At 48.2% G+C, this 22,527-nt stretch carries 20 protein-coding genes, 1 pseudogene and 1 riboswitch; of the genes and pseudogenes, 17 read left to right on the plus strand and 4 right to left on the minus strand.

What is annotated here, in order from left to right:
- From DXA74_RS16370 to DXA74_RS14150, 3 genes and pseudogenes are all read left to right on the plus strand, one after another.
- Positions 1 to 333: pseudogene (locus tag DXA74_RS16370) on the plus strand (hypothetical protein); the annotation flags it as partial.
- Between the two features lie 196 nt (positions 334 to 529).
- Positions 530 to 1,186 carry a type A chloramphenicol O-acetyltransferase gene (gene catA, locus DXA74_RS14145; protein WP_370448516.1) on the plus strand — a complete coding sequence of 219 codons (657 nt, stop codon included), beginning with the start codon at positions 530 to 532 and terminating at the stop codon, positions 1,184 to 1,186.
- Between the two features lie 27 nt (positions 1,187 to 1,213).
- Positions 1,214 to 1,846, plus strand: a complete 633-nt coding sequence (locus tag DXA74_RS14150; RefSeq protein ID WP_118528692.1) for a PliI family lysozyme inhibitor of I-type lysozyme — start codon at positions 1,214 to 1,216, stop codon at positions 1,844 to 1,846.
- A gap of 87 nt (positions 1,847 to 1,933) precedes the next feature.
- Here DXA74_RS14150 and DXA74_RS14155 read toward each other — a convergent pair whose 3' ends face one another.
- Together DXA74_RS14155 and DXA74_RS14160 are read right to left on the minus strand one after the other, a co-directional pair.
- Positions 1,934 to 3,067, minus strand: coding sequence for a lactonase family protein (locus DXA74_RS14155; protein WP_118528694.1), 1,134 nt, complete (start codon positions 3,065 to 3,067; stop codon positions 1,934 to 1,936).
- Positions 3,068 to 3,152: 85 nt separating this feature from the next.
- On the minus strand, positions 3,153 to 4,088 hold the full coding sequence (locus DXA74_RS14160; RefSeq protein ID WP_158576086.1) for a WYL domain-containing protein: 936 nt from the start codon (positions 4,086 to 4,088) through the stop codon (positions 3,153 to 3,155).
- A 139-nt stretch (positions 4,089 to 4,227) separates the two neighbouring features.
- Here DXA74_RS14160 and DXA74_RS14165 point away from each other — a divergent pair, with 139 nt between their 5' ends.
- Positions 4,228 to 5,631 carry a S41 family peptidase gene (locus DXA74_RS14165; protein ID WP_158576087.1) on the plus strand — a complete coding sequence of 468 codons (1,404 nt, stop codon included), beginning with the start codon at positions 4,228 to 4,230 and terminating at the stop codon, positions 5,629 to 5,631.
- A gap of 55 nt (positions 5,632 to 5,686) precedes the next feature.
- Complete coding sequence (locus DXA74_RS14170; RefSeq protein WP_118528700.1) at positions 5,687 to 6,412, plus strand: hypothetical protein; 726 nt, start codon at positions 5,687 to 5,689, stop codon at positions 6,410 to 6,412.
- A gap of 225 nt (positions 6,413 to 6,637) precedes the next feature.
- Here DXA74_RS14170 and DXA74_RS14175 read toward each other — a convergent pair whose 3' ends face one another.
- Complete coding sequence (locus DXA74_RS14175) at positions 6,638 to 7,459, minus strand: carboxymuconolactone decarboxylase family protein (protein ID WP_199666194.1); 822 nt, start codon at positions 7,457 to 7,459, stop codon at positions 6,638 to 6,640.
- Positions 7,460 to 7,475: 16 nt separating this feature from the next.
- Entirely contained in the window at positions 7,476 to 8,042 is a 567-nt protein-coding gene (locus DXA74_RS14180) for a flavodoxin (RefSeq protein ID WP_118528704.1), read from the minus strand.
- A gap of 167 nt (positions 8,043 to 8,209) precedes the next feature.
- Between DXA74_RS14180 and DXA74_RS14185 the strand changes: the two genes are divergently transcribed.
- The 12 genes from DXA74_RS14185 to DXA74_RS14240 form a co-directional block, all read left to right on the plus strand.
- Positions 8,210 to 9,091, plus strand: a complete 882-nt coding sequence (locus DXA74_RS14185; protein WP_118528706.1) for a pyridoxamine kinase — start codon at positions 8,210 to 8,212, stop codon at positions 9,089 to 9,091.
- A gap of 21 nt (positions 9,092 to 9,112) precedes the next feature.
- The gene (locus tag DXA74_RS14190) at positions 9,113 to 9,478 is read left to right on the plus strand and encodes an MmcQ/YjbR family DNA-binding protein (RefSeq protein WP_118528708.1); all 366 of its coding nucleotides are present in this window, start codon (positions 9,113 to 9,115) and stop codon (positions 9,476 to 9,478) included.
- A 41-nt stretch (positions 9,479 to 9,519) separates the two neighbouring features.
- A riboswitch (cobalamin riboswitch) is annotated at positions 9,520 to 9,717 on the plus strand.
- Positions 9,718 to 9,835: 118 nt separating this feature from the next.
- Positions 9,836 to 11,860, plus strand: a complete 2,025-nt coding sequence (locus DXA74_RS14195; RefSeq protein WP_118528710.1) for a TonB-dependent siderophore receptor — start codon at positions 9,836 to 9,838, stop codon at positions 11,858 to 11,860.
- A gap of 2 nt (positions 11,861 to 11,862) precedes the next feature.
- Positions 11,863 to 13,860, plus strand: a complete 1,998-nt coding sequence (locus tag DXA74_RS14200; protein ID WP_118528712.1) for a YncE family protein — start codon at positions 11,863 to 11,865, stop codon at positions 13,858 to 13,860.
- 39 nt (positions 13,861 to 13,899) lie between these two features.
- On the plus strand, positions 13,900 to 15,216 hold the full coding sequence (locus tag DXA74_RS14205) for a DUF5074 domain-containing protein (RefSeq protein ID WP_118528714.1): 1,317 nt from the start codon (positions 13,900 to 13,902) through the stop codon (positions 15,214 to 15,216).
- A 187-nt stretch (positions 15,217 to 15,403) separates the two neighbouring features.
- Entirely contained in the window at positions 15,404 to 15,595 is a 192-nt protein-coding gene (locus DXA74_RS14210) for a hypothetical protein (protein WP_118528716.1), read from the plus strand.
- Between the two features lie 6 nt (positions 15,596 to 15,601).
- The gene (locus DXA74_RS14215; protein WP_255420812.1) at positions 15,602 to 16,312 is read left to right on the plus strand and encodes a tetratricopeptide repeat protein; all 711 of its coding nucleotides are present in this window, start codon (positions 15,602 to 15,604) and stop codon (positions 16,310 to 16,312) included.
- Positions 16,313 to 16,422: 110 nt separating this feature from the next.
- Entirely contained in the window at positions 16,423 to 17,025 is a 603-nt protein-coding gene (locus tag DXA74_RS14220; RefSeq protein WP_158576088.1) for a hypothetical protein, read from the plus strand.
- An 80-nt stretch (positions 17,026 to 17,105) separates the two neighbouring features.
- Positions 17,106 to 17,954: a caspase family protein gene (locus DXA74_RS14225; protein WP_118528722.1), complete on the plus strand. Its 849-nt coding sequence runs from the start codon at positions 17,106 to 17,108 to the stop codon at positions 17,952 to 17,954.
- Positions 17,955 to 17,963: 9 nt separating this feature from the next.
- Entirely contained in the window at positions 17,964 to 18,614 is a 651-nt protein-coding gene (locus DXA74_RS14230) for an RNA polymerase sigma factor (RefSeq protein WP_147401137.1), read from the plus strand.
- A gap of 13 nt (positions 18,615 to 18,627) precedes the next feature.
- Positions 18,628 to 19,317, plus strand: a complete 690-nt coding sequence (locus tag DXA74_RS14235) for an anti-sigma factor (RefSeq protein WP_118528726.1) — start codon at positions 18,628 to 18,630, stop codon at positions 19,315 to 19,317.
- A gap of 10 nt (positions 19,318 to 19,327) precedes the next feature.
- A partial coding sequence (locus tag DXA74_RS14240; RefSeq protein WP_147401138.1) for a hypothetical protein occupies positions 19,328 to 22,527 on the plus strand: 3,200 nt, incomplete at its 3' end.

Raw genomic sequence — 22,527 nt, forward strand, 5'->3', positions numbered from 1 at the left:
AAGGAGCAGGTCTTTAGTAGATTGGAGGAACTTGCTGCGGTTGCGAATCTTTCTTTGGAAGACCGGATAGCTTATGATAAAGCCTTGGACCGTTATCGGGTGAGTCGCATTGTAGAAGAGGATGCCCGTGAGGCCGGCTGGAAAAAAGGGCTTGAAGAAGGCCGTGCAAAGGGCCACGCAGAAGGTCGTGCAGAAGGCCTTGCTGAAGGTCACGCCGAAGGTAAAGCTGAAGAGAAAAGAACTATTGCCCGTAATATGAAGGCAATAGGCTTGACTTTGGAACAAATAAAGATTGCAACAGGCCTTACAGAAAATGAAATTGAAGCATTGTAGTTATTGCTGATCTTATTTCATATATTGAAATATAGAAAATATCCCTCTCTCTTTCTAGGCATGTTTGTATGAGCATGGAAGGGAAAGAGGGATATAACTTTGTTAACGAACGTCCAAATAGCAGTCTTTAGGCGTTTGAAATATGAAAAACTGAATATTCATCTGTGTAATAGGTCCTTGATCCGTAAAAGAGGAAATTATGTTTAAACTTATAGATAAAGAAACGTGGAAAAGAAAACCGTATTTTGATCATTATTTCAATCAGATACGGTGTACATATAGTATTACGGTAAATATAGATATCTCTGAGCTAATATCGTTCAAAAACCGGAAACATACAAAACTCTATCCTCTGTTGATTTATGTATTGACAAAGGCGGTAAATAACCATGAAGAGTTCCGGACGGCTATAAATGACAAGGGAGAACTGGGGGTATGGGATACCTTGCTGCCGTGTTATACGGTTTTTCATAAGGAGAATGAAACTTTTTCCAATCTGTGGACGGAATGGGATGACAATCTGATGACTTTTCTTTCCAACTATGAGCAGGATATGGATATGTTTGGTGGTAATTACGGTATAGATGCCAAACCTGATACTCCGGCCAATACATATCCTGTATCTTCCTTGCCGTGGGCTACGTTTACCGGTTTCAATCTGAACATATTTGCAGATGGAAGTTATCTGTTGCCTATCTTTACTTATGGAAAGTATTTCCGTCAGGAGAACAAATATCTGATTCCACTGTCAGTTCAGGTGCATCATGCTGTTTGTGACGGATTTCATGTTTCAAGACTGATCCATGAAATACAGCAGATATGCCATGATATAAATAAGTGGGATGTTAAATAAATCTAGTACAATTATTAAAACAAGAAAATGATGAAGAAATTAGGTTCATTCGTATTGTGTGCCTTGCTGATGTCCTGTTCTTTCAGCAAGAATGAGAAGAATGGTGTTACTGATGCGACTGGGAAAGATAGCGTCGATTCAGCAAAACAGGAGGTAAGTGTGGTGGAATTCAATAAAGAATTGACATATCCCGGAAGCAAGATTTCCTTTAAAGTAAGTACAATGGGAGACAGTCTGATGGTTCAGCCTTCTGGCTTAAGTATATCCAATGAAACGTTGCGTCATGACATTACCGGATATACGGTTGTCAATGCCGAAATAGGAGATCTGAACATTGATGGTTATCCTGAAGTGCTGGTCTATCTGACTTCGGATGGCAGCGGTAGTTACGGAAAATTAATCGGATATTCTGTAAACAATGGAAAATCTGTAAGCCAGGTGTATTTGCCGGATATTTCAGAAAACAATGAGGTAAACAAAGGCTATATGGGGCACGATGAAATGGCGATTGTAGAAAATACATTCTGCCAGCGTTTCCCTATCTATGAAGAAGGTGACAGCAATGCCAACCCGACGGGCAAGACACGCCAGATACAGTATAAAATGGTGGATGGAGAAACGGGCAGAATCTTGCAAATAGATAAGGTCGTGGAATTCTAATAGAAAATCCCCTCTCTCTTTTCTGTTATGCAGTAGGAGCATGGAACAGAAAGAGAGAGGGACGTTTATTTTTGATGCGTGGCAAGATTATTGCCGCTTGACGAATTTCAGGCATACCGGTTTCGGCATTTCGATGCGCTGGCCGGTGTCTTGCAATAATCCGGTTTCGGGGTTACGTTGATAAATCTCCACAGCGTTGGCGTCACGGCAGGCCACGAGTAGATAATTGCCGTTTGGCGAAATGGCAAAGTTGCGCGGATGGCTGCCGGTTTTCTGATAGCCCACTTTGGTCAGGCTGCCGTCTTCTGTTACTTCAAAGATGGCAATACCGTCGTTCTGAAGTCGGCAGGAAGCATAGACGAAATGTCCGTCGGGAGAAACGTGGATGTCTGCTCCTCCCTGAGCATGACAGGTATCGGCCAGTACGGTTTGCATGGTGTCCAGTCGGGCTTCGTCATAAGAGAAGACCATCACCTGGCCGGAGAGTTCGCTCATGAGATAGATATGCTTGCCATTGGGCGATGGGGTCAGATGACGGGGACCGGTAGCCGGAGGCAGTAAGATATCTTTTCGTGCGGCGGTATCAAGCAAAGCCTTTGTTGAATCCAGCGGGAAGGAATAGATCCGGTCTGTTCCCAAATCACTGGCCAGCAGATAACGCTTGTCGGGGGTGAAGAGAATGCAGTGCAGATGAGGCTGCTTCTGCCGTTCGGCATCTGCTCCCTTTCCGGAAAAGACAATCGGGTGGGCCGGGCTTAGCTTTCCGTCCTGACGGATGGGGAAGACAGAAATACTTCCGCCCAGATAGTTGGCGGTCACGGCATAGCGTTCGTCGGGCGACAGGGCCACATAGCAGGGAGCGCCTCCCAGAGTGCGTTCCTCGTTCAGCAGTGCAAGGGTTCCTTTTTCGCGGTCAAAGGTCAGGGCATGCAGGGAGGCCGTTTCGCCTTCATCCTCGGTTACGGAATAAATCCGACTGCCGTCGGCCGAGGGGGTCAGAAACGAAGGGTTGGAAACACCTTTTATTCCGCTGACATATTCGCTCTTGCCGTTGTTCTGGTCAAAACTATATACCTTGATGCCTTCTTCCGAGGCCGGAGCATAGCTGCCGATGAGCAGGTAGTATTCGTCCGTTTCACTCTTGCCGCTTCCGCTGTTTCCGCATCCCGAAAGAAAGGTCGCGGCGCACAGTGCCGCCGCCCAAATGCTTTTCTTGTTCATTGTTCTTTTATATTATTGGTTTTGTTGTTTAACTGATGGTCGTTCCGGACCGTTCTGTCAAGGTTCAAAATTAGAAAAAATATTGTTATTCCCCATCTTTTTGGGGGGATTTGAGTTGGCTTTGGGGCTCATTGGTTTGAGGATTATAGATGTGAAACAGGTCTTCGGCAGTTTCTTCCATTTCCTTTCGGAGGGATTCGGGGCTGAGCACTTCCAGTGATGAACCGCAGGAAAGGAGTTCCTGCACAAAGTCATAGCAGGGCTTCAGGTAGAGTTCGAAAATCATATAGTCATCATCCTGATGAATCAGCCGCTGTGAGGGATGAAGTTTCCGGGTGTGGAGATAGATGCCCTGTTCGCACGTCACCTTCAAAACAATATGTTCCTTTGGCACCGGCATCTGGATGATACCGTAATAATCCCGGAACATTGTCTTTGCATCGGCATCATTCCGAAACCGGAAGCGCTGCTCGGTGAGCCTTACGGACTTGATGCGGTCGAAACAGTAGGTTCGGAATACTCCTTCATCCGGTTTTCTGGCAATGAGATACCACCGGTGCTTGAACAGTTTGATAAAATAAGGTTCGACGCACCGTTCCTTGGGGTCGTCCCAGAAAGGCTGATATACCAGATGGATGCACCGCCCTTTTTCCATGGCTTCGGTCACGGTGTCGATCAGTTCTTCACCGCCCGAGGTGGTGTCGAGCATGATGCGGTCTTTCAGTTTGCTCCTGCGGGTGATGGCATTGGATGCGGTGTACGACTGGAGCAGCCATTTAAACATACTGTTTTGAGTGACTTGTTCCGGATGTTCCAGAAAGTATTCCTGAGTTCTCGGATTATATTCGATGTTTGTGTCGAACAGAGATTCGGCCTTTTTTCTGTAGTTACCGAAGGTGTTCCGGTGTATGCTGCATGCTTCGTTCCGGTGTCTGGACCATTCTTGTAGGATGGTCTCTTTGGTGGCTGCTTTTCTCTGCAAAAGAAAAGAGACCATCCAGATAGCAAATTCCGTTTTCATTGTTTCCTGTTTTAATGATTGACTTTTTGCAAAAGTAGCATAATCCAGCACAAATATTTTGTGCATGACCGGAATAATTTTGCCCCGGAGAAAAGAAAACGTTTCTTGGATTTAAACGAAACGAATAATGAATGTGTGTATGGATTGGTTTTTGCTTTTGCAGACGGTGTCTGCTATTGTGCTGTCGGTGATTGGGGTGCTGGGGTTGATTTTTCGAAAAAGACTGGGAAAGCGGAAACTGTGTCTGTTGTGTCTTGTGTTGCTTGTAGGAATAGGGTATAACGGATACCGTATTTATGACTGCTTATGGTGGAAACGCCATCTCGCAATGGAGGCGGAACTTCAATTTGTTGGGGATCAGAAAATACGGCCGGAGGACTATCCCGAGGATTTTGAGGAAATTTGCAACGTGGTGGAAAAGCATTACAAACTGGCGAAGCGTAAGGGGATTGCCCTGGAAACGCTTCGTGAGGAGTGTCGGCAGGAAGTGCTTCGGGCAAAGAATAATACGGAATATGTGCGGGTGCTTCAGAAGTATTTTGCGGCACTGAAGAATTTGCATTCTTTTCCGATGTATGCGCCTTATCAGGCACCGGCAAGTGCGGAATGGCGGTGTGACTCGCTTTATGTTACGGGGAGTTTGTTGGCGTTGCCGGTGAGAGCGGGGGATAGGATTCTGTCCATTGACGGTAAGGAGGCTTCCGTCTGGAGAGACAGTATGATGCAATATGTCTCTGCCTCTACCGATAAGGCCCGCTATAAAAGTACGGCCTCGTGGGTGTTTTCCAGTTATACGGACAGTATCCGCAGACTGGGTTTGAGTAGAGGTGATTCTGTCTTATTTGTAGATGTGCCGTTGAGTCGGGACGGAAAGAAGCAAGTACAACTGCACCATGAGGTTGGAGATCAGAAAAGGCAAAAGAGGGATGCTGCTACTCACGAGAAAAAGGAAATAAGGAAAGGGAAATCGAATCTGGAAATGCTTGCGCTTCATGATTTCGAAGAGAGTACGCTGACGCGTTTTCTGCTTCAGTTCTGCAAGGCGAGGGACTCCCGGCATATCATTCTGGATTTGACGGATAATACTGGCGGTTGGGTCGCTGATGCCGAACTGATTGCGGCTCTTTTCCTGGAAAAGCCTTATCAGGGAAAGCATCTGATCGAACCTTTGCCGCAGGCTTATAAAGGTGAACTTTATGTGATGATCAATTCCGGGACCTGTTCGGCTGCAGAGTATCTGGCCAGTATTCTGAAGGAATCGGGTCGCGCAGTGCTGATAGGTGAAGAAACGGCAGGAGATTTTGGTACTATGGTGCTGACCTTTCGCACGGCGCATGGTACTTATTTCAGACTGGGAGCGGAGCTGCCGCAGCTTACATCGGGAGGAAACCCAACCGAAGGAGTCGGCCTTGTACCTGATGATCCGGTGAAGGAACATTTTTCGGAGCCGTTTCGGGAAACAATACGACGGAGAACAATAGTTTTGATCCTGAACCAGGTGATTCAGAAAAAGAAAAAAGAACTTTTTTTACAAAATACTTGATAGATTGATGATATAAACCTTATCTTTAGGATTGCTAACTTGAAAATATAAGAATATGGATTTGAGAGAAATTTTACGGAGATATTTTCTGTTTTCTGGTAATGATGAGGTGATGAAACAGTATGAACAATTCTTTCATGGATGTTCTGATGAAGAGTTTAGTCTGTTTCTGACAGAGCATGTTTTGAGTAATGTGGATTTAAAGCATCGACTGGCAAAAGAAATTGTGGCGAAGATAAAAGATGAGGGGGATTCTTGTCGGTTTAAATGGAACATGCTGGATGAAAGACTGATGTGCTTTGTGGCGTATTATGTGGCAAAAGAGATTTTGAATTCTCCTATGTCTGTAGAGCAAGCGCAAAGTATGCTGTCCTGCTCTGTAGGTGAAGGCCGTGTCGATAAAGGTTCATACCTTAAAGGACTTACTCTGGCTTCTGATGAGGTTCACATGCCGGTTCGTATGCGGCCGGGAGGGGATATGCATCAGGGGTATCGCCATTTCATAATCAATCTTTTGTGTTTCAATACTCCAAAATTCCTGATGGGATGCCGGTGCGACAGCGGACCGATATACAGTATGAAGTATCATAAGGGGTGCAGCCCGATAGGCATACAGGAAGCAATGAACGGTGACCGATGGACCGTTTTTCAGGTGGACCAGTCTTTGACGGATGATTTTACGGCTGTTTTCAGCAATGGGTTGGACGGAGACGGCACGGTAGAAGTCTGTGACTGGATAAATGAGGGAGTGCAAAGGGTGTTGTTCCGGTCCAATTATTGATTAAAGGTTTCTGGGCCTGCATATATAATAGAAACAGAAGGCTGACCCAAAAGGCAAATTTCATAAAGGAGAATCTACAAAAAGTAACTTGATTGTCCTGATTTTATTATTGAGAACCTTATCATATCACCAAAAAGGGAGTTTGATAAGGCTCTTTTATATAATAGGACTTACAATTTGTAGTTTTTCAGAAAATGCAATTTACTTTTGGATCAGCCCCTTCGGTTATTTCAGTTTGCTGTAGGCTTCATCGTCTACCGGTTCCAGCCATTCGTTGGCCGTTTCTTCGCCCGGTACTTCAAAGGCCAGGTGTGCGAACCAGCTGTCGGCTGCGGCACCGTGCCAGTGCTTCACGTTGGCCGGAATGTGAATGACGGTGCCCGGCAGAATCTTTACGGCCGGTTTGCCTTCTTCCTGATACCAGCCTGTGCCGGCCACACCAATCAGCATTTGTCCGCCGCCGCTCTTGGCCCGGTGAATGTGCCAGTTGTTGCGGCATCCTGGTTCGAAGGTAACATTGAACACCGGAACCTGTTCGGTGGAAACAGGAGCCAGATAGCTGTTGCCGATAAAGTATTTTGCAAAAGCAGAATTCGGTTCTCCGATCGGGAAGATCATCTCACGCTGGAAAGCGGCTTTGGCATCTGTGCCTTGTGTGTCGTCCTGCCATACTTCCTTGGCCAGACGGAAAGCCGCCCAAGCTTTCGGCCATCCGGCATAGAAGCTCAGGTGAGTCAGTATCTCGGAGATCTCTGTGCGGGTAATGCCGTTCTGTTTGGCGGTCTGAAGATGATAGGTGAGGGAACTGTCGGTGATGCCCTGACTGATGAGCGAAGTGATGGTTATCAGACTACGGTCGCGCAGACTGAGTTTGTCGGTACGGCTCCACACCTCACCGAAAAGCACATCGTCGTTCAACTCCGCGAATTTAGGGGCAAATTCTCCCAGCTGGTCGCGTCCGGCTGTTTGTTTTACTTTTTCTTGTGCCATAATTGTTGTACTGTTTAGAATCAATGCGCCAAGCGCAAGGATAGTTCTGATTTTCATAATCTATGTTTTTAGCTTATTTCTTTAAACCGGTTTCTTTCAGCCAGCGGGCAATCATGGAGTGGCATTTCCGCGTTTCGGATGAGCGGATCCACAGGCTGGGTGACAGAAACTTGCCTTTTGGGATCAGACGTTTGGCGTCTGCCTCTACACCACTGATGCCGGTGCTGGCGCTGGAAACAATCAGACCGATGCGCTTGCCGGCCATTTGAGAACCGTAGGCAAACAGGAAACTTTGCAGCGGCGCGGCCATATTGCTCCACCACAAAGGAGCGCCGATCAGGATGGTGTCGTAGTCTTTCAGATTACGGATGGTGGTTTTGATGGGCGGGTACGAAGAGGCTTTGCCGGGTGCCTTTCGGATGGCCGAAATCAAGGCGCTGCCGATGGCATAATTGTTGGCGGCATAGTCCAGTCCTTCTTCGGCCGGTTCGATACGAAGCACATCGGCCTGGATCTGAGTACGCAGGTCGGTGACAATCTGATGCACATTGTTGGTGTAACTGTAATACACAATCAGGGTCTTGGCCTGTAGGGAAAATGCGGACAGAAGCAGTGTCCAGATGAATAGTATTCTTTTCATGTTTGCGATGGTTTAGAAGGTTTGTATGCAGTATCCCTTTTTTACGATACAAAAGTAGGTCTATTTCCACAAAGGGGGTGTATACGGATTACTGATTTTTATACCAGATTCTCGGACTTTGCAAGGAAAAATATATTAATTTTGTCACCATCAAAAAGAAAAGAAGGATGCGTTTATTCAATCAAAGCAAAAAGGTGGCCGCTGTGCACGATCTGTCCGGAGTGGGACACGTGTCGCTGATGGCTGTGATTCCGATTCTCTCGTCTATGGGCATACAGGTCTGTCCGTTGCCCACAGCCGTGTTGTCTACTCATACCCAGTATCCGGAATATACATTTCTGGATCTGACGGAAGAGATGCGTCGTATGACGGAGTGCTGGAAGCATTTGGGTTTTACGTTCGACGCTTTTTATACCGGCTATCTGGGCTCGCCGGCGCAGGTGCAGATTGTGGAGAATCTGATTGAACACTTCAAACGCCCGGACGATCTGGTCGTAGTAGATCCTGTGTTGGGAGACAACGGTCGGCTGTATAAAGGGTTCGGTGAAGAGATGATTCAGGAAATGCGCCGGCTGATCCGGAAAGCAGATGTGATCACTCCGAATATCACCGAGGTGTTCTTGCTCTTGGATCGTCCGCAGCCGGAAGGGGCCTTGAGCGATGACTACCTGAAGGAACTGCTGAAGGCCTTGTCCGATCAGGGACCTGAGATTGTCATCGCAACCAGTGTGCCGGTGACGGATAATCCGCACATGACTTCGGTATATGCCTATAATCGCAGAGGCGACCGTTACTGGAAGGTGACCTGTCCGTATCTTCCGGCGCATTATCCCGGCACGGGTGACAGTTTTACCAGTGTCATTACCGGATCGCTGATGCAGGGCGACAGTCTACCTATTGCGCTGGACCGCGCCACGCAGTTCATCCTGCAGGGTATTCGTGCCACTTTCGGATATGAATATAATAATATGGATGGCATCATGCTGGAGAAGGTGTTGCACAATCTGGACACACCGATTCAGAGTTGCAGCTATGAACTGCTGGAATAGAACCTTAAAATTCAAATGCTTATGGATATAGAGGCTTTACGGGATTATTGTCTGAGCAAAGGGTTGGCAACGGAATGCTTCCCTTTTGATGAAACCACTTTGGTATTCAAGGTGGGCAGCAAGATGTTTGCCTGGGTGGATCTGGAGAATCCCGAATGGGTTATCCTGAAAAGTGATCCGGATGAAGCCATTGACTTGCGCGACCGTTATGCGGATATCTTGCCGGCCTACCACATGAACAAAAAGCATTGGATACAGGTGCGTCTGGAGGGAGGAGTGCCGGCTCGGGTTCTGAAAGAACTGGTGGACTGTTCGTACAGACTGGTTATTGCGAAAATGACGCGTAAGGAGCGGATGTCGCTTTTTCCGGATGGAAAATATTTTTAAAATGTAGGGTTTAAAAACGTTTTAAAACAAATTTAAATTGTATCTTTGCAACGTGCAACGGTTCATACAGATTACAGTCTGTTATGATTAAAAGGGAATCAGGTGAGAATCCTGAACAGTCCCGCTGCTGTAAGTTCCATAAAATAAGGAACAGGGCGTGAGGCCACTGGATGTGAAGTCCGGGAAGGTGTCCTGTTTCGGAACGAGTCAGAAGACCTGCCTTGCGCGTATCTCTCACCGCTTTCGAGGAAAAGGCGTCAGGAATTCTTTTTTAGCTCCGTGGGTCAGGCCGGACCGGTCTGTCGCTTCGGTATGTGAAACGAAAGTCGGTGAATGTTTTTCAGAAAGATTTGAAACATGAAGCAGACATTCGTTTTTTTATTTTTATCACTTTCTTATGCTCACTCTGTGCTTGGGGTGTGCCGGACAGATACTTTGCCCGACCGCCAGTTGCAGCGGGTAGAGGTGTATGAAGGTAAAAAACGGACGCAACTCCGTTCTTCTGTGCCGCTTCAGTCTCTTTCTGCCGAGGAACTCAAAAGTCTGCCGGTGTTGCAGGTGTCGGATGCTGCCAAATTCTTTTCCGGAGTACAGGTCAAGGACTACGGCGGTGTGGGCGGACTGAAAACCGTTTCCGTACGTAGTCTGGGAGCACAGCATACAGCCGTGGCCTATGACGGCTTGCTGCTTACTGACGGGCAGACCGGCCAGATTGATTTGGGAAAATTCTCGATGGAGCAGGTGCAGACGATTACTTTGGCCAACGGACAGATGGATGATCTGCTTCAGCCGGCACGGGCATTGGCTTCGGGAGCGTTGCTCTCTTTAGAAACCCGTTTGCCGGAATTTTCTGCTCAACGAGAATATCATGTTTCTTCCCGCCTGACAACCGGTTCGTGGGGACTGTTCAATCCTTCCTGTTCTTTTTCTGCTTCCGGTCCACGACAGTGGGTCGGTGGTGTGAGCGCCGAATGGACACAGACCGACGGGCATTATCCTTTTGATTTGCGTTATGGAGCCGAGGATGCGATTACCGAACGCAAAAAGCGAAACAATACGGATGTGCGGGCCTTGCGACTGGAAGCATTTACGGCCAAGCGTTGGAACTCGGGTGCCTTGTGGAAGTGGCGGGCTTATTTCTATCAGTCCGAACGTGGGCTTCCCGGGGCTACTACCTATTATTATGATCATGCGGCGCAACGGTTGGACGACCGGAATGCTTTTGTGCAGACCCAGTATCAGCAGGATTTCGGCAGTCGCTGGAGTCTGAAGGCTTCGGCCAAGTGGAACGGTAGCCGTCAGGAATATCTGGATCCCGACTATAAGGGTTCGGAAGGGCAGACACGAAATGATTACCGGCAACAGGAATATTATGTTTCGGCAGCTTTGCGCTATCGGCCGATAACGCCTTTGGCTTTTGCCTTCTCTACAGATGGTTTTGCGCAGACGATGGAGGCCAATCTGACCGATTTTGCCCGTCCGCGCCGTTATACATGGCTGTCTGCCTTGTCGGGCAAGTACACCGCCGGATGGGTAACGCTGAATGCTTCGGCCTTGTTTACCCGGGTGTTCGAACGGACGCTTTCGGGGGCTTCTGCTTCCGACCGTTCGCGTCTTTCTCCTTTTGCTTCGGTGGTGTTCACTCCTTTTCCGAAGGAGAATCTGCGGTTGCGTTTTTTTGTGAAAGATATTTTCCGGATGCCTACCTTCAATGATCTGTATTACGGTACCGTGGGCACCCGTACGTTGAAGCCCGAAAAGGCGCTTCAGTACAATGCGGGAGTGACTTATGAGAAAGCGGTGGCCCGATGGTTGCCACAGTTGGCCTTTACGGTTGATGCCTATTACAACCGGGTGTCGGACAAAATCGTGGCCATACCGACCAAAAACCTCTTTATCTGGAGTATGGTCAATCTGGGAAAGGTGGATATCCGGGGCGTGGATGTCACCGCTCAGGGACTGTTCTGTCTGCATCAGGACTGGCAGTTCCGTCTTTCGGGCAACTATACTTATCAGAGGGCACTGGATGTGACCAGTGATGAAGCCGGTACAGCCGAGAGCCTGACTTACCGGCATCAGATTCCTTATACTCCGCGGGTATATGCTTCGGGAACAGCCGCTTTGTCTACTCCTTGGGGAGAACTGTCGTATGCGTTGCTTTATTCCGGTAAGCGTTATGCCTTGGGGCAGAACATTGCGGCCAACCGTCTGGACCCATACACCGATCATAGTCTGACCTATCGTTATGATCGGTCGTGGGGAAAGCATTCCGCGGCTTTGTTGGTGGAATGCCTGAATCTGGCCGATAAGAATTACGAGATTGTGAAGAACTTTCCGATGCCCGGACGTTCTTTTCGGGTGACGCTGACCTATCAATATTAAGAATGGAAATGAAGAAGAAAATATTAATATATCTGTGTGCTCTGGCCGGAGTGTTGGTGGCCTGTGATGATCTGACCGACCAGCCGCAACCCAATGACGGTATTCAGGGCGGTACGCTGTTGGAAACGGGTACGGCCGAGATGTATATCCTTTCAGAGGGATTGTTTAATCTGAACAACAGCACGCTGGCGCGTTATTCTTTCAGTAAGGGAACCTGGACGCCGAACTGGTTCTATGCCATGAACCGACGGGATCTGGGGGACACAGCCAATGATATGGACGTGTATGGCAGCAAACTCTATGTGGTGGTCAATGTATCCAGCACCGTAGAGGTCATCAATCTGGCCGATGGTAAGGTGCTGCAACAGATTTCTCTGGTCGATGAAAACGGGGCTTCGCGTCAGCCGCGTGCCATAGCCTTTCACGAAGGCAAGGCGTATGTATGCTCGTTCGACGGTACCGTAGCCCGTATTGATACGACCACATTGCAGGTAGACACGTTGACTCGCGTAGGACGTAATCCGGAGGATCTTTGTGTGCAGGACGGCAAGCTGTATGTTTCCAACTCCGGAGGACTGGACTGGGAAGGCATCGGAGTGGACCGTACCGTTTCGGTTGTGGACTTGAAGTCGTTCCGTGAAACCCGGAAAATAGAGGTCGGACCGAATCCCGGTCGCATATTGCCCGGTCCGGATCATACGGTATATGTGGCGACATACGGTGCACAGATAGAAAAAGGCGATTATCATCTGGTCTGTATTGACACACAGAAGGATGAAGTGAAAGTCCGTTATGACGAGCCGGTAACCGAGTTTGCCATTAACGACCGTCTGGCCTATATCTATACCTTCGACTATCAGCGGCAGGAGGCGAGTATCAAGGTGTTCGATCTCGGTAGCGGTAAAGTGCAGCGGGAGTCTTTTATTACGGATGGCACGGAGATGCAGCGCCCTTATTCCATATCGGTAAATCCATACAGCGGAAACGTCTATCTTACCGAAGCCTATAATTATCAGGTGGTGGGCGATGTGCTTTGTTTCAGTCCGCAGGGCAAACTGTTGTTCCGTATTCAGGGAGTGGGTATCAATCCCAATACGGTGATTTTCCGTGACCGTGACGGAGCGCCGGTTAGTGGTGGCGGTGATGCCGAGCCCGACAGCAGCATGTATGCCTATGCCGATACAGTGTTTGAATATGTGCCGGCACCTTCGCAATACATGAACACTTCGGTCACGGCATCGGGCGACGGGTTTACGGCGGCTCAGGTCTTGGCTGAGGCCAACCGCATGTTCCGGAATCCCAAGCAGTGTCTCCTGTCTTTGGGAGCATGGGGTGGTTATATCACGGTCGGTTTCCGGAAAGCGGTGAAGAATGTGCCCGACGCCTACGATCTGAAAGTCTATGGCAATGCCTACTATGATATGTTCGGCACTTGGCAGGACCGTCCCGGAGGCAATGCCGAACCTGGTATTGTGTGGGTGGCAAAGGATGTGAACGGTAATGGTATTCCCGATGACCCCTGGTATGAACTGGCGGGCAGTGAATTCCAAAATCCGAATACGATCCGCGATTATCAGATTACCTACTATCGTCCGGCGGCCGGACAGGATGTACGCTGGACCGATAATCAGGGCAATGAAGGAACCGTGCCCCGGAATATCTATCACACACAGGCTTCCTATTATCCGGAGTGGATGCCCGATGAACTGACTTTCCGCGGAACGCGTTTGCCAGATAATGCGGTGAATGAGCCTCGTGAGGATATGCCCGAACATTGGGTAGGTTATGCTTATGACTACGGTTATGCCGACAATCATCCGAACAATACCGACGGATGCTCCCTGAAACTGGAATGGGCGGTAGACCAGAGCGGACAGCCGGTCCAGCTCGACTGCATTCATTTTGTGCGGATTTATACCGCGGTAAATCAGGTCTGCGGTTGGGTGGGCGAGACCTCTACGGAGATTCAGGCTGTAGAGAACCTGAACTATGGCCGTTAAAGAACAAGACAAACCATTTTAAAATAAATCAATATAACAATGACAAGTAAAAACGTATTCAAGAGTTTGGGCTATGCAGCCCTGTTGTCGCTTCCGATGCTGGTAACATCCTGCGACGAAAATGCAGAGTTTCAGTCACCGGTAATCAGTTGGAATCTTCCATCAGATACCATTCTGGCACAGAACGACCAGCTGACACTGAATCCGGAGATTCTTTCTGAGGATCCCGAAGCCGTATGCCTGTGGAGTGTAGATGGGGAGCAGGTTTCTACAGACAAGAATTATGTGTATACCGCAACAGAAACCGGATCACACCTGATTGCGCTGACTGTAACAGACAAAGGTGGGGTTTCTCAGAAGCAGATCAAGGTAGAAGTGCGCAAATATTATGGTGGATTCTATATGATTAACGAAGGATGGTATGGTCATCATAACGCTTCCTTTAATTATTTCAAGAACGGAACTGCCTTGTTTGCTACTTATGACAACTTTACCGCAGCACATTCAGACGTTACTTTGGGAGCAACCGGAGTAGTTGGTTCACTGCTCGGACAGGACTTTTTTATCCTTTCAAAGACGGCACCGTTCCTGACCAAGTTGAATGCCATCACCTTAAAGCAGGCTGCTACTTTGAATCTCCCCGAAGGAGTTTCTCTGTATTCTCCTTGCACCATGTGTGTGCTGAACGATGGTAACCTGGTGCTGACCACTTATCGTGGTGCTTATAAGGTAGACCCGGCAACAATGGCGCTGACCGACACCTTGACTACCCAAAAGACAACAGATGTCATTCAGAGAGGAGATTATCTGTATATGTTGGTTAATGACTCGGTTAATATCTACAAAGCCATGGATTTCAGTCCGGTGGTAACCAATGCTGCTAAGGCAACAACCGGATTTGCTGTGACCGGTAATACAGTCTGGGCTGCAAACGGTTCTGAATTGGTGAAGATTGAAGGCGAGCATGTAAGTACTGTAACTTTGCCGGATGGCTATGAAGTATATACAGACTCCTGGTCTTATCATCCAACTTCTCTGCAGGCTTCAAAGGATGGCAACAGCCTGTTGTTTGTCAAGAACGATGGTTGGAGCAACAAGGTGGCTGCCTGCTATCATATTGCCGAGAATAAGGTTACCGATTTCCTGAAGTCAACCGATGATTTTGTTTTCTATGGAGCCGGAGTTCAGGTAAATCCGAAGAGCGGTGATGTTTACTTAATTTATACAGAAGACGGTTGGGGTGAGCATTATATGAACAACCGTATTATTGTGACCAATGCCGAAGGACAGCCTAAAGATACGCTGAACTACTCCGGAGAATATTGGTTCCCTTCTTCTATTGTTTTTGAGCCTTAATCATTTTGTCCCATATATTTCGGGATATTTATAGAGTAAACTCCTCCAGAATGGTCCTTGTGACTATCTGGAGGAATTTTTGTAAAAGAAAGTTTCTTTTGTGCATATTTTTGCCTTTTTTCTTGATTAATCCAATATGTTTTTGTAATTTTATTAAATAATTATTTACAGAAACACGATATAATTAATGAAAAACAAAACACAGAGGGGGGAGGTTTATCTGTCAGAAGGGGATTCCTTGGCGAAAAATCATTTATTCCAAAAAGCGTTGCTTCGGCTGAAAAAGGCCCATCAGATGGGATGTGAAAGTGCGGCATGTAAAATCGGAAAAATTTACATGTCTTCAGATTTTAAAGACTATGAACAGGCTTTTTCCTGACTGCGCCTGGGTGCTGAGAGTGGGGATCGGGAAGCACAGTATTATCTTTCCAAATTTTATGAATTCGATTTATTGGACAAGTATGATTTGAATGAGGCTCATAAGTGGTTGCAAAAGTCTGCAGATCAGGATGAGGTCCGGGCCATTATGCGTTTGTCCTATTGGTATCGTTTCGGCCGCTATGGCATTCCCGATATGGAGAAAGGATGGAAGCTGCTGCAACGGGCTGCCGGATTAGGATCGGCAGACGCCTTGTTTCAGTTGGCTGTGATTTATGAGCATGGAAATGAAATGGTCGAGTCGGATTTGCCGGAGGCCATGAAGTACTACCAGCTGGCTGCTTCGAAGCATCATGCATCCGCTTTGTTCCGGTTAGGAATCTGTTATTGGGAAGGAATCTATTTCCCGAAAAATTTGTTGCTTTCCATCCAATATCTGGAAGAAAGCTGTGCGTTGGGATGTTGTGAGGCCCAATACTATCTGGCCACGATTTGTGCCACCGATTTCTATCACCACACCTTTAAGCGTTATGTTCTTTTGCAGGCTGCGGCCAAACAGAATCATGATCAGGCCATGTACGAGCTGGGATGCATGTATCTCTTTGGAAACAGTTTTCTGAGTATTGATAGGAGTCTGGCTCACTATTGGTTTCGCAAGGCGGCGGATTTAGGAAATGAAAAAGCCCTTGAAATGTGTTTGAAAAATGAGATTTCCTGATAGCTTTTACTGTTTTATCGTCTCTTTGTCATCAAGAAAAGTTTATTTAATGAAATCAGATAATGAAAAAGAGTATTGTTTTTGTTGCAGCCGTTTTGTCGTTAATGACAATGGCTGGATGCCGGTCGGAGAATGATGCTTCGGGTTCTCAGACCAATGGGCAGCAGGAAGAGCAGCCCGTTCGCGAGGTGACTGTTCCCGAGATTCAGGTATATACCCTTGGCAAGGTGTCCGAATCCTTGTGCCGGGAGTTGGTGGATTCATTGCAAAGACATTATCCCAAGTGCCGTTTCATGAAGAATGTGCCCTTGCCCGAGAATGCCAAAACCACCAAGCGGCATGACCATTTGCGCTATCGGGCTGATTTGTTGAACCAGTATCTGTTGCGTTTCAAGACAGACAGCAATGTAGTTGTGGGATTTACTTCAGAGGATATCGGGATAGACAACTTCCGCAACAGTGCTCATTATGGCATTCGCGGTCTGGCTTTGGGCATTGGTAAGAAAGTGGTTGTGTTCTCGGATTATCGGGGAAAACGTAACGAATTGTCCCGCCTGGTACAGCACGAGCTGGCTCATGCATTCGGTTTGCGTCATTGCCCTCATGAGGGCTGCGTCATGCAGGACCAGCAGGGAGGAAACAAACTGAAGAACAGTCCGGACTTCTGCGCCGACTGTAAATCTTTTCTTCTGCGCCATCATTGGCATTTTTGAAACATTAAAAGAATCCACGGCACTTGCTTTTGTGTTGTGGATTTTTTATTTTTGTCCTTGTGAGAAAAAGAGTTATTATAATGTTGGTTTGCCTGCTGTTTTCCGGTTTCGGTCCTGTTCTGGGGCAGAGCCGGAGAGCCTTGTTGATCGGACTCGGGCAGCAGGCGGATAAGGGATGGGCCAGGATTCATGGCGACCGCGATGTGTATTTGATGAAACCGGTTTTGCAAAAGGCCGGTTTTTGGGATGTCCGTATGCTTGTCAACAGTCAGGCCACCAAGCAGGCCATAGTAAAAGCCTTGATGCGTTTGGCGGGCGACTGTCGGGCCGGTGATGTGGTGTATGTTCATTTCTCCGGTCACGGGCAGCTGATGACCGACCGTGAAGGAGATGAAGAGGACCGCTGGGATGAATGTTGGATTCCCTATGACGCCTCTTTGCGGTACGGACAGACGGACGACGGCAGCTTGCATCTTACGGACGACGAATTGAATGTCCTGTTGCTGGCTGTACGGAAGAAAGTGGGATCTAAAGGTCGGATATTGGTTGTTGTGGATGCCTGTCATAGTGGTGACAGCACCCGTGGCGATGAAGACGAGGTGTTCCGTGGAACGAGCGACCGTTTTGTGTTGCCTCAGGAAAATGCCGTTGCTTTTGTGCGGAAAAATCCCGAGGAGTGGATCACCCTGAGCGCCTGTCGTGATTATCAGCGAAACGCCGAGCTGAAAACACAGAACGGGTATTACGGAAAACTTACTGTGGCGGTCTGTGATGCCCTGAAGCAGGGAACGTTTCAGGACAACAGTCAGTTCTACAAGCATATCCGTGACTTTTTCGACCGTCATCGTGGGAGCCTGCCGCAAACTCCCGTCATGAGTGGAAGCACATCTGCCTTCCGGATATCAGATGTTTTGAACTTAAAAAAATAATCTAGAGGAATGAATATAAAACTAAGATTGCATGAATATTCCGATGCTGCCTTTGTTCAGGGAGTCAAGAACCAGGACCCGGTGATTCAGAAATGCTTGTATCTTCACTGCAAGAAATATTTCTCGGAGCACTATCGGGCCGTGTTTTTTGCTCCCGATGATGTGCGCGATGATATTTTTCAGAATACCTATATGGCTTTATGGGAAAATATTGAGCGTGGAAAGATTTCGGTGAAGGACGGGGTGGTTACGGGCAAGGAAGAAAAGCCCCTGACCTGTTCGCTGATGACCTATATGATGTCCATCGCCGAATTGAAATATAAGGAGATAACGCGTCAGAACGAGCGCGAGGACCGTTTTGCTGATCTTGAAGCCCGCAATTCCAGGCTTTTCCGTGAGCCGGCAGAACAGAGCGACTGGTTTCCCGATGACGAGCGTGCCGGGAAACTGGAGGCTATTTCGGACTGTATCGCCGTGATGTCGGAGCGTTGCCGCCAGATTCTGACTTTGTTTTATGCCGAGAACAAGAAACTTGACGAGATGCTGTCGTTGTTGCCCACCTTTACCAGTAAGGATGCCCTGAAAACGGCCAAAAACAAATGTATGGCCAAGCTGAGGGCAACCTCAAAGGGACTTTATGAGGAACGTAAGAAAATGTAAATGGATGAAGACTATGGATGAAAAAAAGCAAGAGCTGATAGACCGATATATAAAGGACGAAATGGCGGCCGAGGAGCGCCGACAGTTTGAAAAACTGCTTTCCGAGGATGCTGAACTGCAGGAGCAGTATGAATTTACCCGGCAGTTGCAGGAGGCTTTGAAGAGCCGGATGGAAAAGATAAACCTCATGAAACAGTGGGAGGACGAAGAAGCGGAGCCAGCAGTTCAGAAAGCCGGACATCGCAAGACTCTCTGGCGCATTGTGGCTTCGGTGGCGGCAGTCGTCGTGATCAGTGTCTCTTTGTATATGTTTATACAACCTTCTACTCAGGTGAAAATGCCGTCTTTGAATGAAAGCTATGGTGATGTTTACCGTTCTTCCGGAGAACTGTCGCAAGTGAAGAACCTGATTCTAGAGAAACGCTATGCTGAGGCTTTACAGATGATTGACAGTCTGGAGAAATGGACTCAGGTAGATGAAAAAAACGGCGTGAAGGCAACCATGTCGGATGAGGAGCGGGAGCGCATACAATATGAGCAGGAAGTGGAACTACAGGAAGCCGACCGTTTGAAATGGCTGAAGGTGTACGCTCTCATGGGACTGGAGCGCAGAGAAGAAGCGTTGCAACTGTTGGATGAGCTGCGCTGTAGCAATGGAATATACCAGCGAAAGGCTGATTCTCTTTACCGGTTGATCAAATAGGAAAGCATATATGGGTAGGATTTTTACAATCTTCTTATTCCTGTTCTCAGTGATTTCTATCACTGAGGCCCAGACGGTTACCGGCGATCTGTCGGATGTAGCCAAACAGGCTGCTGCCAATCTGGAAGAGAAGCAGTATCAAAAAGCTCTGGAACTCTTTGATCAGGTTCTCGAAAAGTCAAAGTTCCAGTACACAGAAAGGGAGCGTGAGCTGTATGCTCAGGCACTTGAATCGGCTGTGACTTGTTGTTTGGAGTTGAAAGACTATGTGCGGGCCTGGGAATACTGTCAGCAACTGGAAAAGAGTCCGTCATCAGATCCGGTAAAAATGCGGATGGCAGAGCTGTATGTGCGGGCCGGAACTTCTTATGTGCAATATAAGGTAACGCAAAAGGATGCAGATTTCCTGGCCTTGCATGCGGTCTTGCAAAAGATACGGCCTTATACCGTGAAGACAGAATTGGAAGCAGTCAATACCTTGAGGTCGCTTTTATGGTATCTGATGGCCGGGAGTTACAGTCGGGAGGACAGGATGGATTTGGCTTATGAGTGCCTGCTCCGGGCTTATGACGGATATTCCGAAGCCGCGGGAAAAGGCTTGCAGGCCAATGTCCTGAAGTATATTCACCTGTTTGAGCAGAAATCTTTCAAATTATTGGAAGAGAGAGTTCGGAAAGACAAACTCCTGAATCTGGATTTTCTGGCTAATCTGCTGTACAATACCGTTTCTTCAGATTCTACAAAACGTAATTATCTGTTTCTGGCCAACTATCTTTTTGTGGCGCGCGAAACACAGTCGATGCAGGAGGAAACCGGACGGCTCGTTCATTATACGGCTCAGTTTCAGCTATTGAAATGCTATGTCCAAATGGGGCGTTTCCGGGAAGCCTGGAATCTGGGTTGCCAGCTTCTGAAAGGGCCGTTGACGGAAAAAGAAAGAAAAAAGGTGTCCGACTGGACGTTGCAGGCAGGGAAAACCATGACAGCAGAATATATGAATGCCGTCCGTCCGGATTATGCAGGAGCGCGCCGTATTCTGGAAACAGCTTTGCTTTGGACTCCAGACTCCGCGAGCCAAGAAGTCCATGAGTTGATCGGAGACATCTGGTTTCAGCAGGGAGTGTCCGCTTTCTTGGCGCAGAATCAGGAAAAAGCGGCTGAATATTACCGGGAGGCTCTGCTTGCCTATCAGAAGGGAGACAGCCCGCAGCAGGGACAGGCGTTGCTGTATCTGGCAAAGACAAAACTGTATTCCGGAAAGACAGAGGAGGCATCCCGGTTGCTGTCGCAGGCTTATGAGCTGGCGGCGCAGGATCAGAAACTGAAACAGGAGATTGCCAATACGATGACTCTCTTGTCCGAGGAGCGCAAAGACATGAAGGAATATGAAAAGAAAGCCTTCTTGAGAGATTCTCTGGCAGTTACCCAAAGTTCGCAGGTGCTTCTTCTGGAGAAAGGAGACCGGATGCTGCGTCTCAAGAACTATGCTCTGGCGGAACACTATTATTACCAAAGTCTGTTGCAGGTTTCTCCCCAAAACAGAAATGCCGGTCTTTTCGCCTTTTACACCAAAATGTGTCATTTGAATCTGATCAAGGGGGATTATGTGCAGGCCGAGAAGTATGGACGTGAGTCTCTTGCGGTCGATCTGGGAGCGCAGTCGGATATGTATAAGATGAATACCTGGATGGTTCAGGCCACGATTTATGCCCAGCAGAAGGACACGAAGCGTTTTGTATATTGTTATGATATGCTGCGGCGTTTGATGGAACAGGGGCAGGTGGGTGCTCGTGAACGGGCCAATGTTTATTTGTCACAGGCGCTGGGCTATGTGATGTTGCAGGAATGGAAGGAAGCGGACGAAGCCCTTCAGCGCTCTGATGACGTTCTGGTGGCCCAGTATGGCAAGGGAGATGCCGGACGGGCCCGTGGTTTGGCTCTGTGGGGTGGTGTCCTGAAGAAAATGGGCAATTGGGAAAAGGCATACGATGTTTATTCCAAGGGCGTGGAGCTGGCGCGCAGCAGTTCCGGAGAAAGGTCGGTTGCTTATAGTGAGGCTTTGGAGAAACTGGCTCTGTTGGAAATCGAAAGAGGCAATCAGGAGCAGGGGCTCCATCTTTGCATGCAGGCCATGAATGTGCTGCTGGATTATGTCAAGTCCCAACTCCGATATGTTCCGTCAACGGAACGCGAAGCCTTTTGGATTGAGAATTCCGAAATGCTGTGGAACATGTCGGCTTATGCGCTCCAGACAGACCGGACAAACGGTGCCTTTATGACTGCGTGTTATGATGCGTTGTTGTTTTCCAAGTCTCTGTTGCTCGAAACGGAAAAATCACAGGATGAACTGTTGAAGCAGGAAGGAAATCCTGAGTCTTTGAGAATCTTCAAGGAACTGGCAGCTTTGAAAGAGCAGGCTGTGAATCTGGAACGTGATGAGGAGCATCATAAAGATTCTCTTGCTGCGTTGCACGACCGGATTCAGTGGCTGGACCATGAACTGACGACCCGTTCCAATGCCTATGCCGATTACACCCGTTTTCTGGACTGGGACTATCAGCGGGTCCGGAAGCTTTTGAAAGACAACGAACTGCTTGTTGATTTTGTAGACTATATATCTCAGAAAGGAGAAAAACAGTATGCGGCTTATCTGATCCGCAAAGACCGTGAGTATCCTCTGCTGCTTCGTCTGTTCACACAGAAAGAGCTGGATGCCCTGATGCTGGAAAAGTCAGCGGACCTGTTGTATGAAGGAGCCGTTTCGGCAGAGGCCGTCAAGCTCCTTTGGGACAAGATCCGTCCGCATGCCGTGGAAGGAGCTACCGTATATTATGTTCCTTCGGGCAAACTGTATCAGCTGGCGTGGGAATCCTTGTCCACCGGCGACGGCAGTCTGCTGGGCGAGCATTACCGTTTTGTGCGCCTTTCTTCTGCCCGTGAAATCGCCCGTGTGCATGCGGTTCGGGAGTCTGGACCTTCGGCGGTGCTGTATGGCGGTTTGCAATACGACATGACGGGTGATGAGATGCTGGCCGAGAGCCGTAAGTATTCGGCCGGTCCGCAGTTGGTGATGCGCAGCACCTTGCGGGGCGACAGTGCCTTTGTGGCGCTTCCCGAGAGTGGCGAGGAGGTCCGTCAGATTGCGGATATTCTGACTTCCCGGAAATATCAGGTGCAGGTGCACGAAGGAATCTCCGGTACGGAAGAGTC

The sequence above is a fragment of the Bacteroides sp. OF04-15BH genome (genome assembly GCF_003477995.1).
GTDB lineage: Bacteria > Bacteroidota > Bacteroidia > Bacteroidales > Bacteroidaceae > Paraprevotella.

Coding starts and splice junctions, on each gene's coding strand:
- DXA74_RS14150 (WP_118528692.1), top strand. CDS start 1,214: ATGATGAAGAAATTAGGTTCATTCGTATTGTGTGCCTTGCTGATGTCC.
- DXA74_RS14155 (WP_118528694.1), bottom strand. CDS start 3,067: ATGAACAAGAAAAGCATTTGGGCGGCGGCACTGTGCGCCGCGACCTTT.
- DXA74_RS14160 (WP_158576086.1), bottom strand. CDS start 4,088: ATGAAAACGGAATTTGCTATCTGGATGGTCTCTTTTCTTTTGCAGAGA.
- DXA74_RS14165 (WP_158576087.1), top strand. CDS start 4,228: ATGGATTGGTTTTTGCTTTTGCAGACGGTGTCTGCTATTGTGCTGTCG.
- DXA74_RS14170 (WP_118528700.1), top strand. CDS start 5,687: ATGGATTTGAGAGAAATTTTACGGAGATATTTTCTGTTTTCTGGTAAT.
- DXA74_RS14175 (WP_199666194.1), bottom strand. CDS start 7,459: ATGAAAATCAGAACTATCCTTGCGCTTGGCGCATTGATTCTAAACAGT.
- DXA74_RS14180 (WP_118528704.1), bottom strand. CDS start 8,042: ATGAAAAGAATACTATTCATCTGGACACTGCTTCTGTCCGCATTTTCC.
- DXA74_RS14185 (WP_118528706.1), top strand. CDS start 8,210: ATGCGTTTATTCAATCAAAGCAAAAAGGTGGCCGCTGTGCACGATCTG.
- DXA74_RS14190 (WP_118528708.1), top strand. CDS start 9,113: ATGGATATAGAGGCTTTACGGGATTATTGTCTGAGCAAAGGGTTGGCA.
- DXA74_RS14195 (WP_118528710.1), top strand. CDS start 9,836: ATGAAGCAGACATTCGTTTTTTTATTTTTATCACTTTCTTATGCTCAC.
- DXA74_RS14200 (WP_118528712.1), top strand. CDS start 11,863: ATGGAAATGAAGAAGAAAATATTAATATATCTGTGTGCTCTGGCCGGA.
- DXA74_RS14205 (WP_118528714.1), top strand. CDS start 13,900: ATGACAAGTAAAAACGTATTCAAGAGTTTGGGCTATGCAGCCCTGTTG.
- DXA74_RS14210 (WP_118528716.1), top strand. CDS start 15,404: ATGAAAAACAAAACACAGAGGGGGGAGGTTTATCTGTCAGAAGGGGAT.
- DXA74_RS14220 (WP_158576088.1), top strand. CDS start 16,423: ATGGCTGGATGCCGGTCGGAGAATGATGCTTCGGGTTCTCAGACCAAT.
- DXA74_RS14225 (WP_118528722.1), top strand. CDS start 17,106: ATGTTGGTTTGCCTGCTGTTTTCCGGTTTCGGTCCTGTTCTGGGGCAG.
- DXA74_RS14230 (WP_147401137.1), top strand. CDS start 17,964: ATGAATATAAAACTAAGATTGCATGAATATTCCGATGCTGCCTTTGTT.
- DXA74_RS14235 (WP_118528726.1), top strand. CDS start 18,628: ATGGATGAAAAAAAGCAAGAGCTGATAGACCGATATATAAAGGACGAA.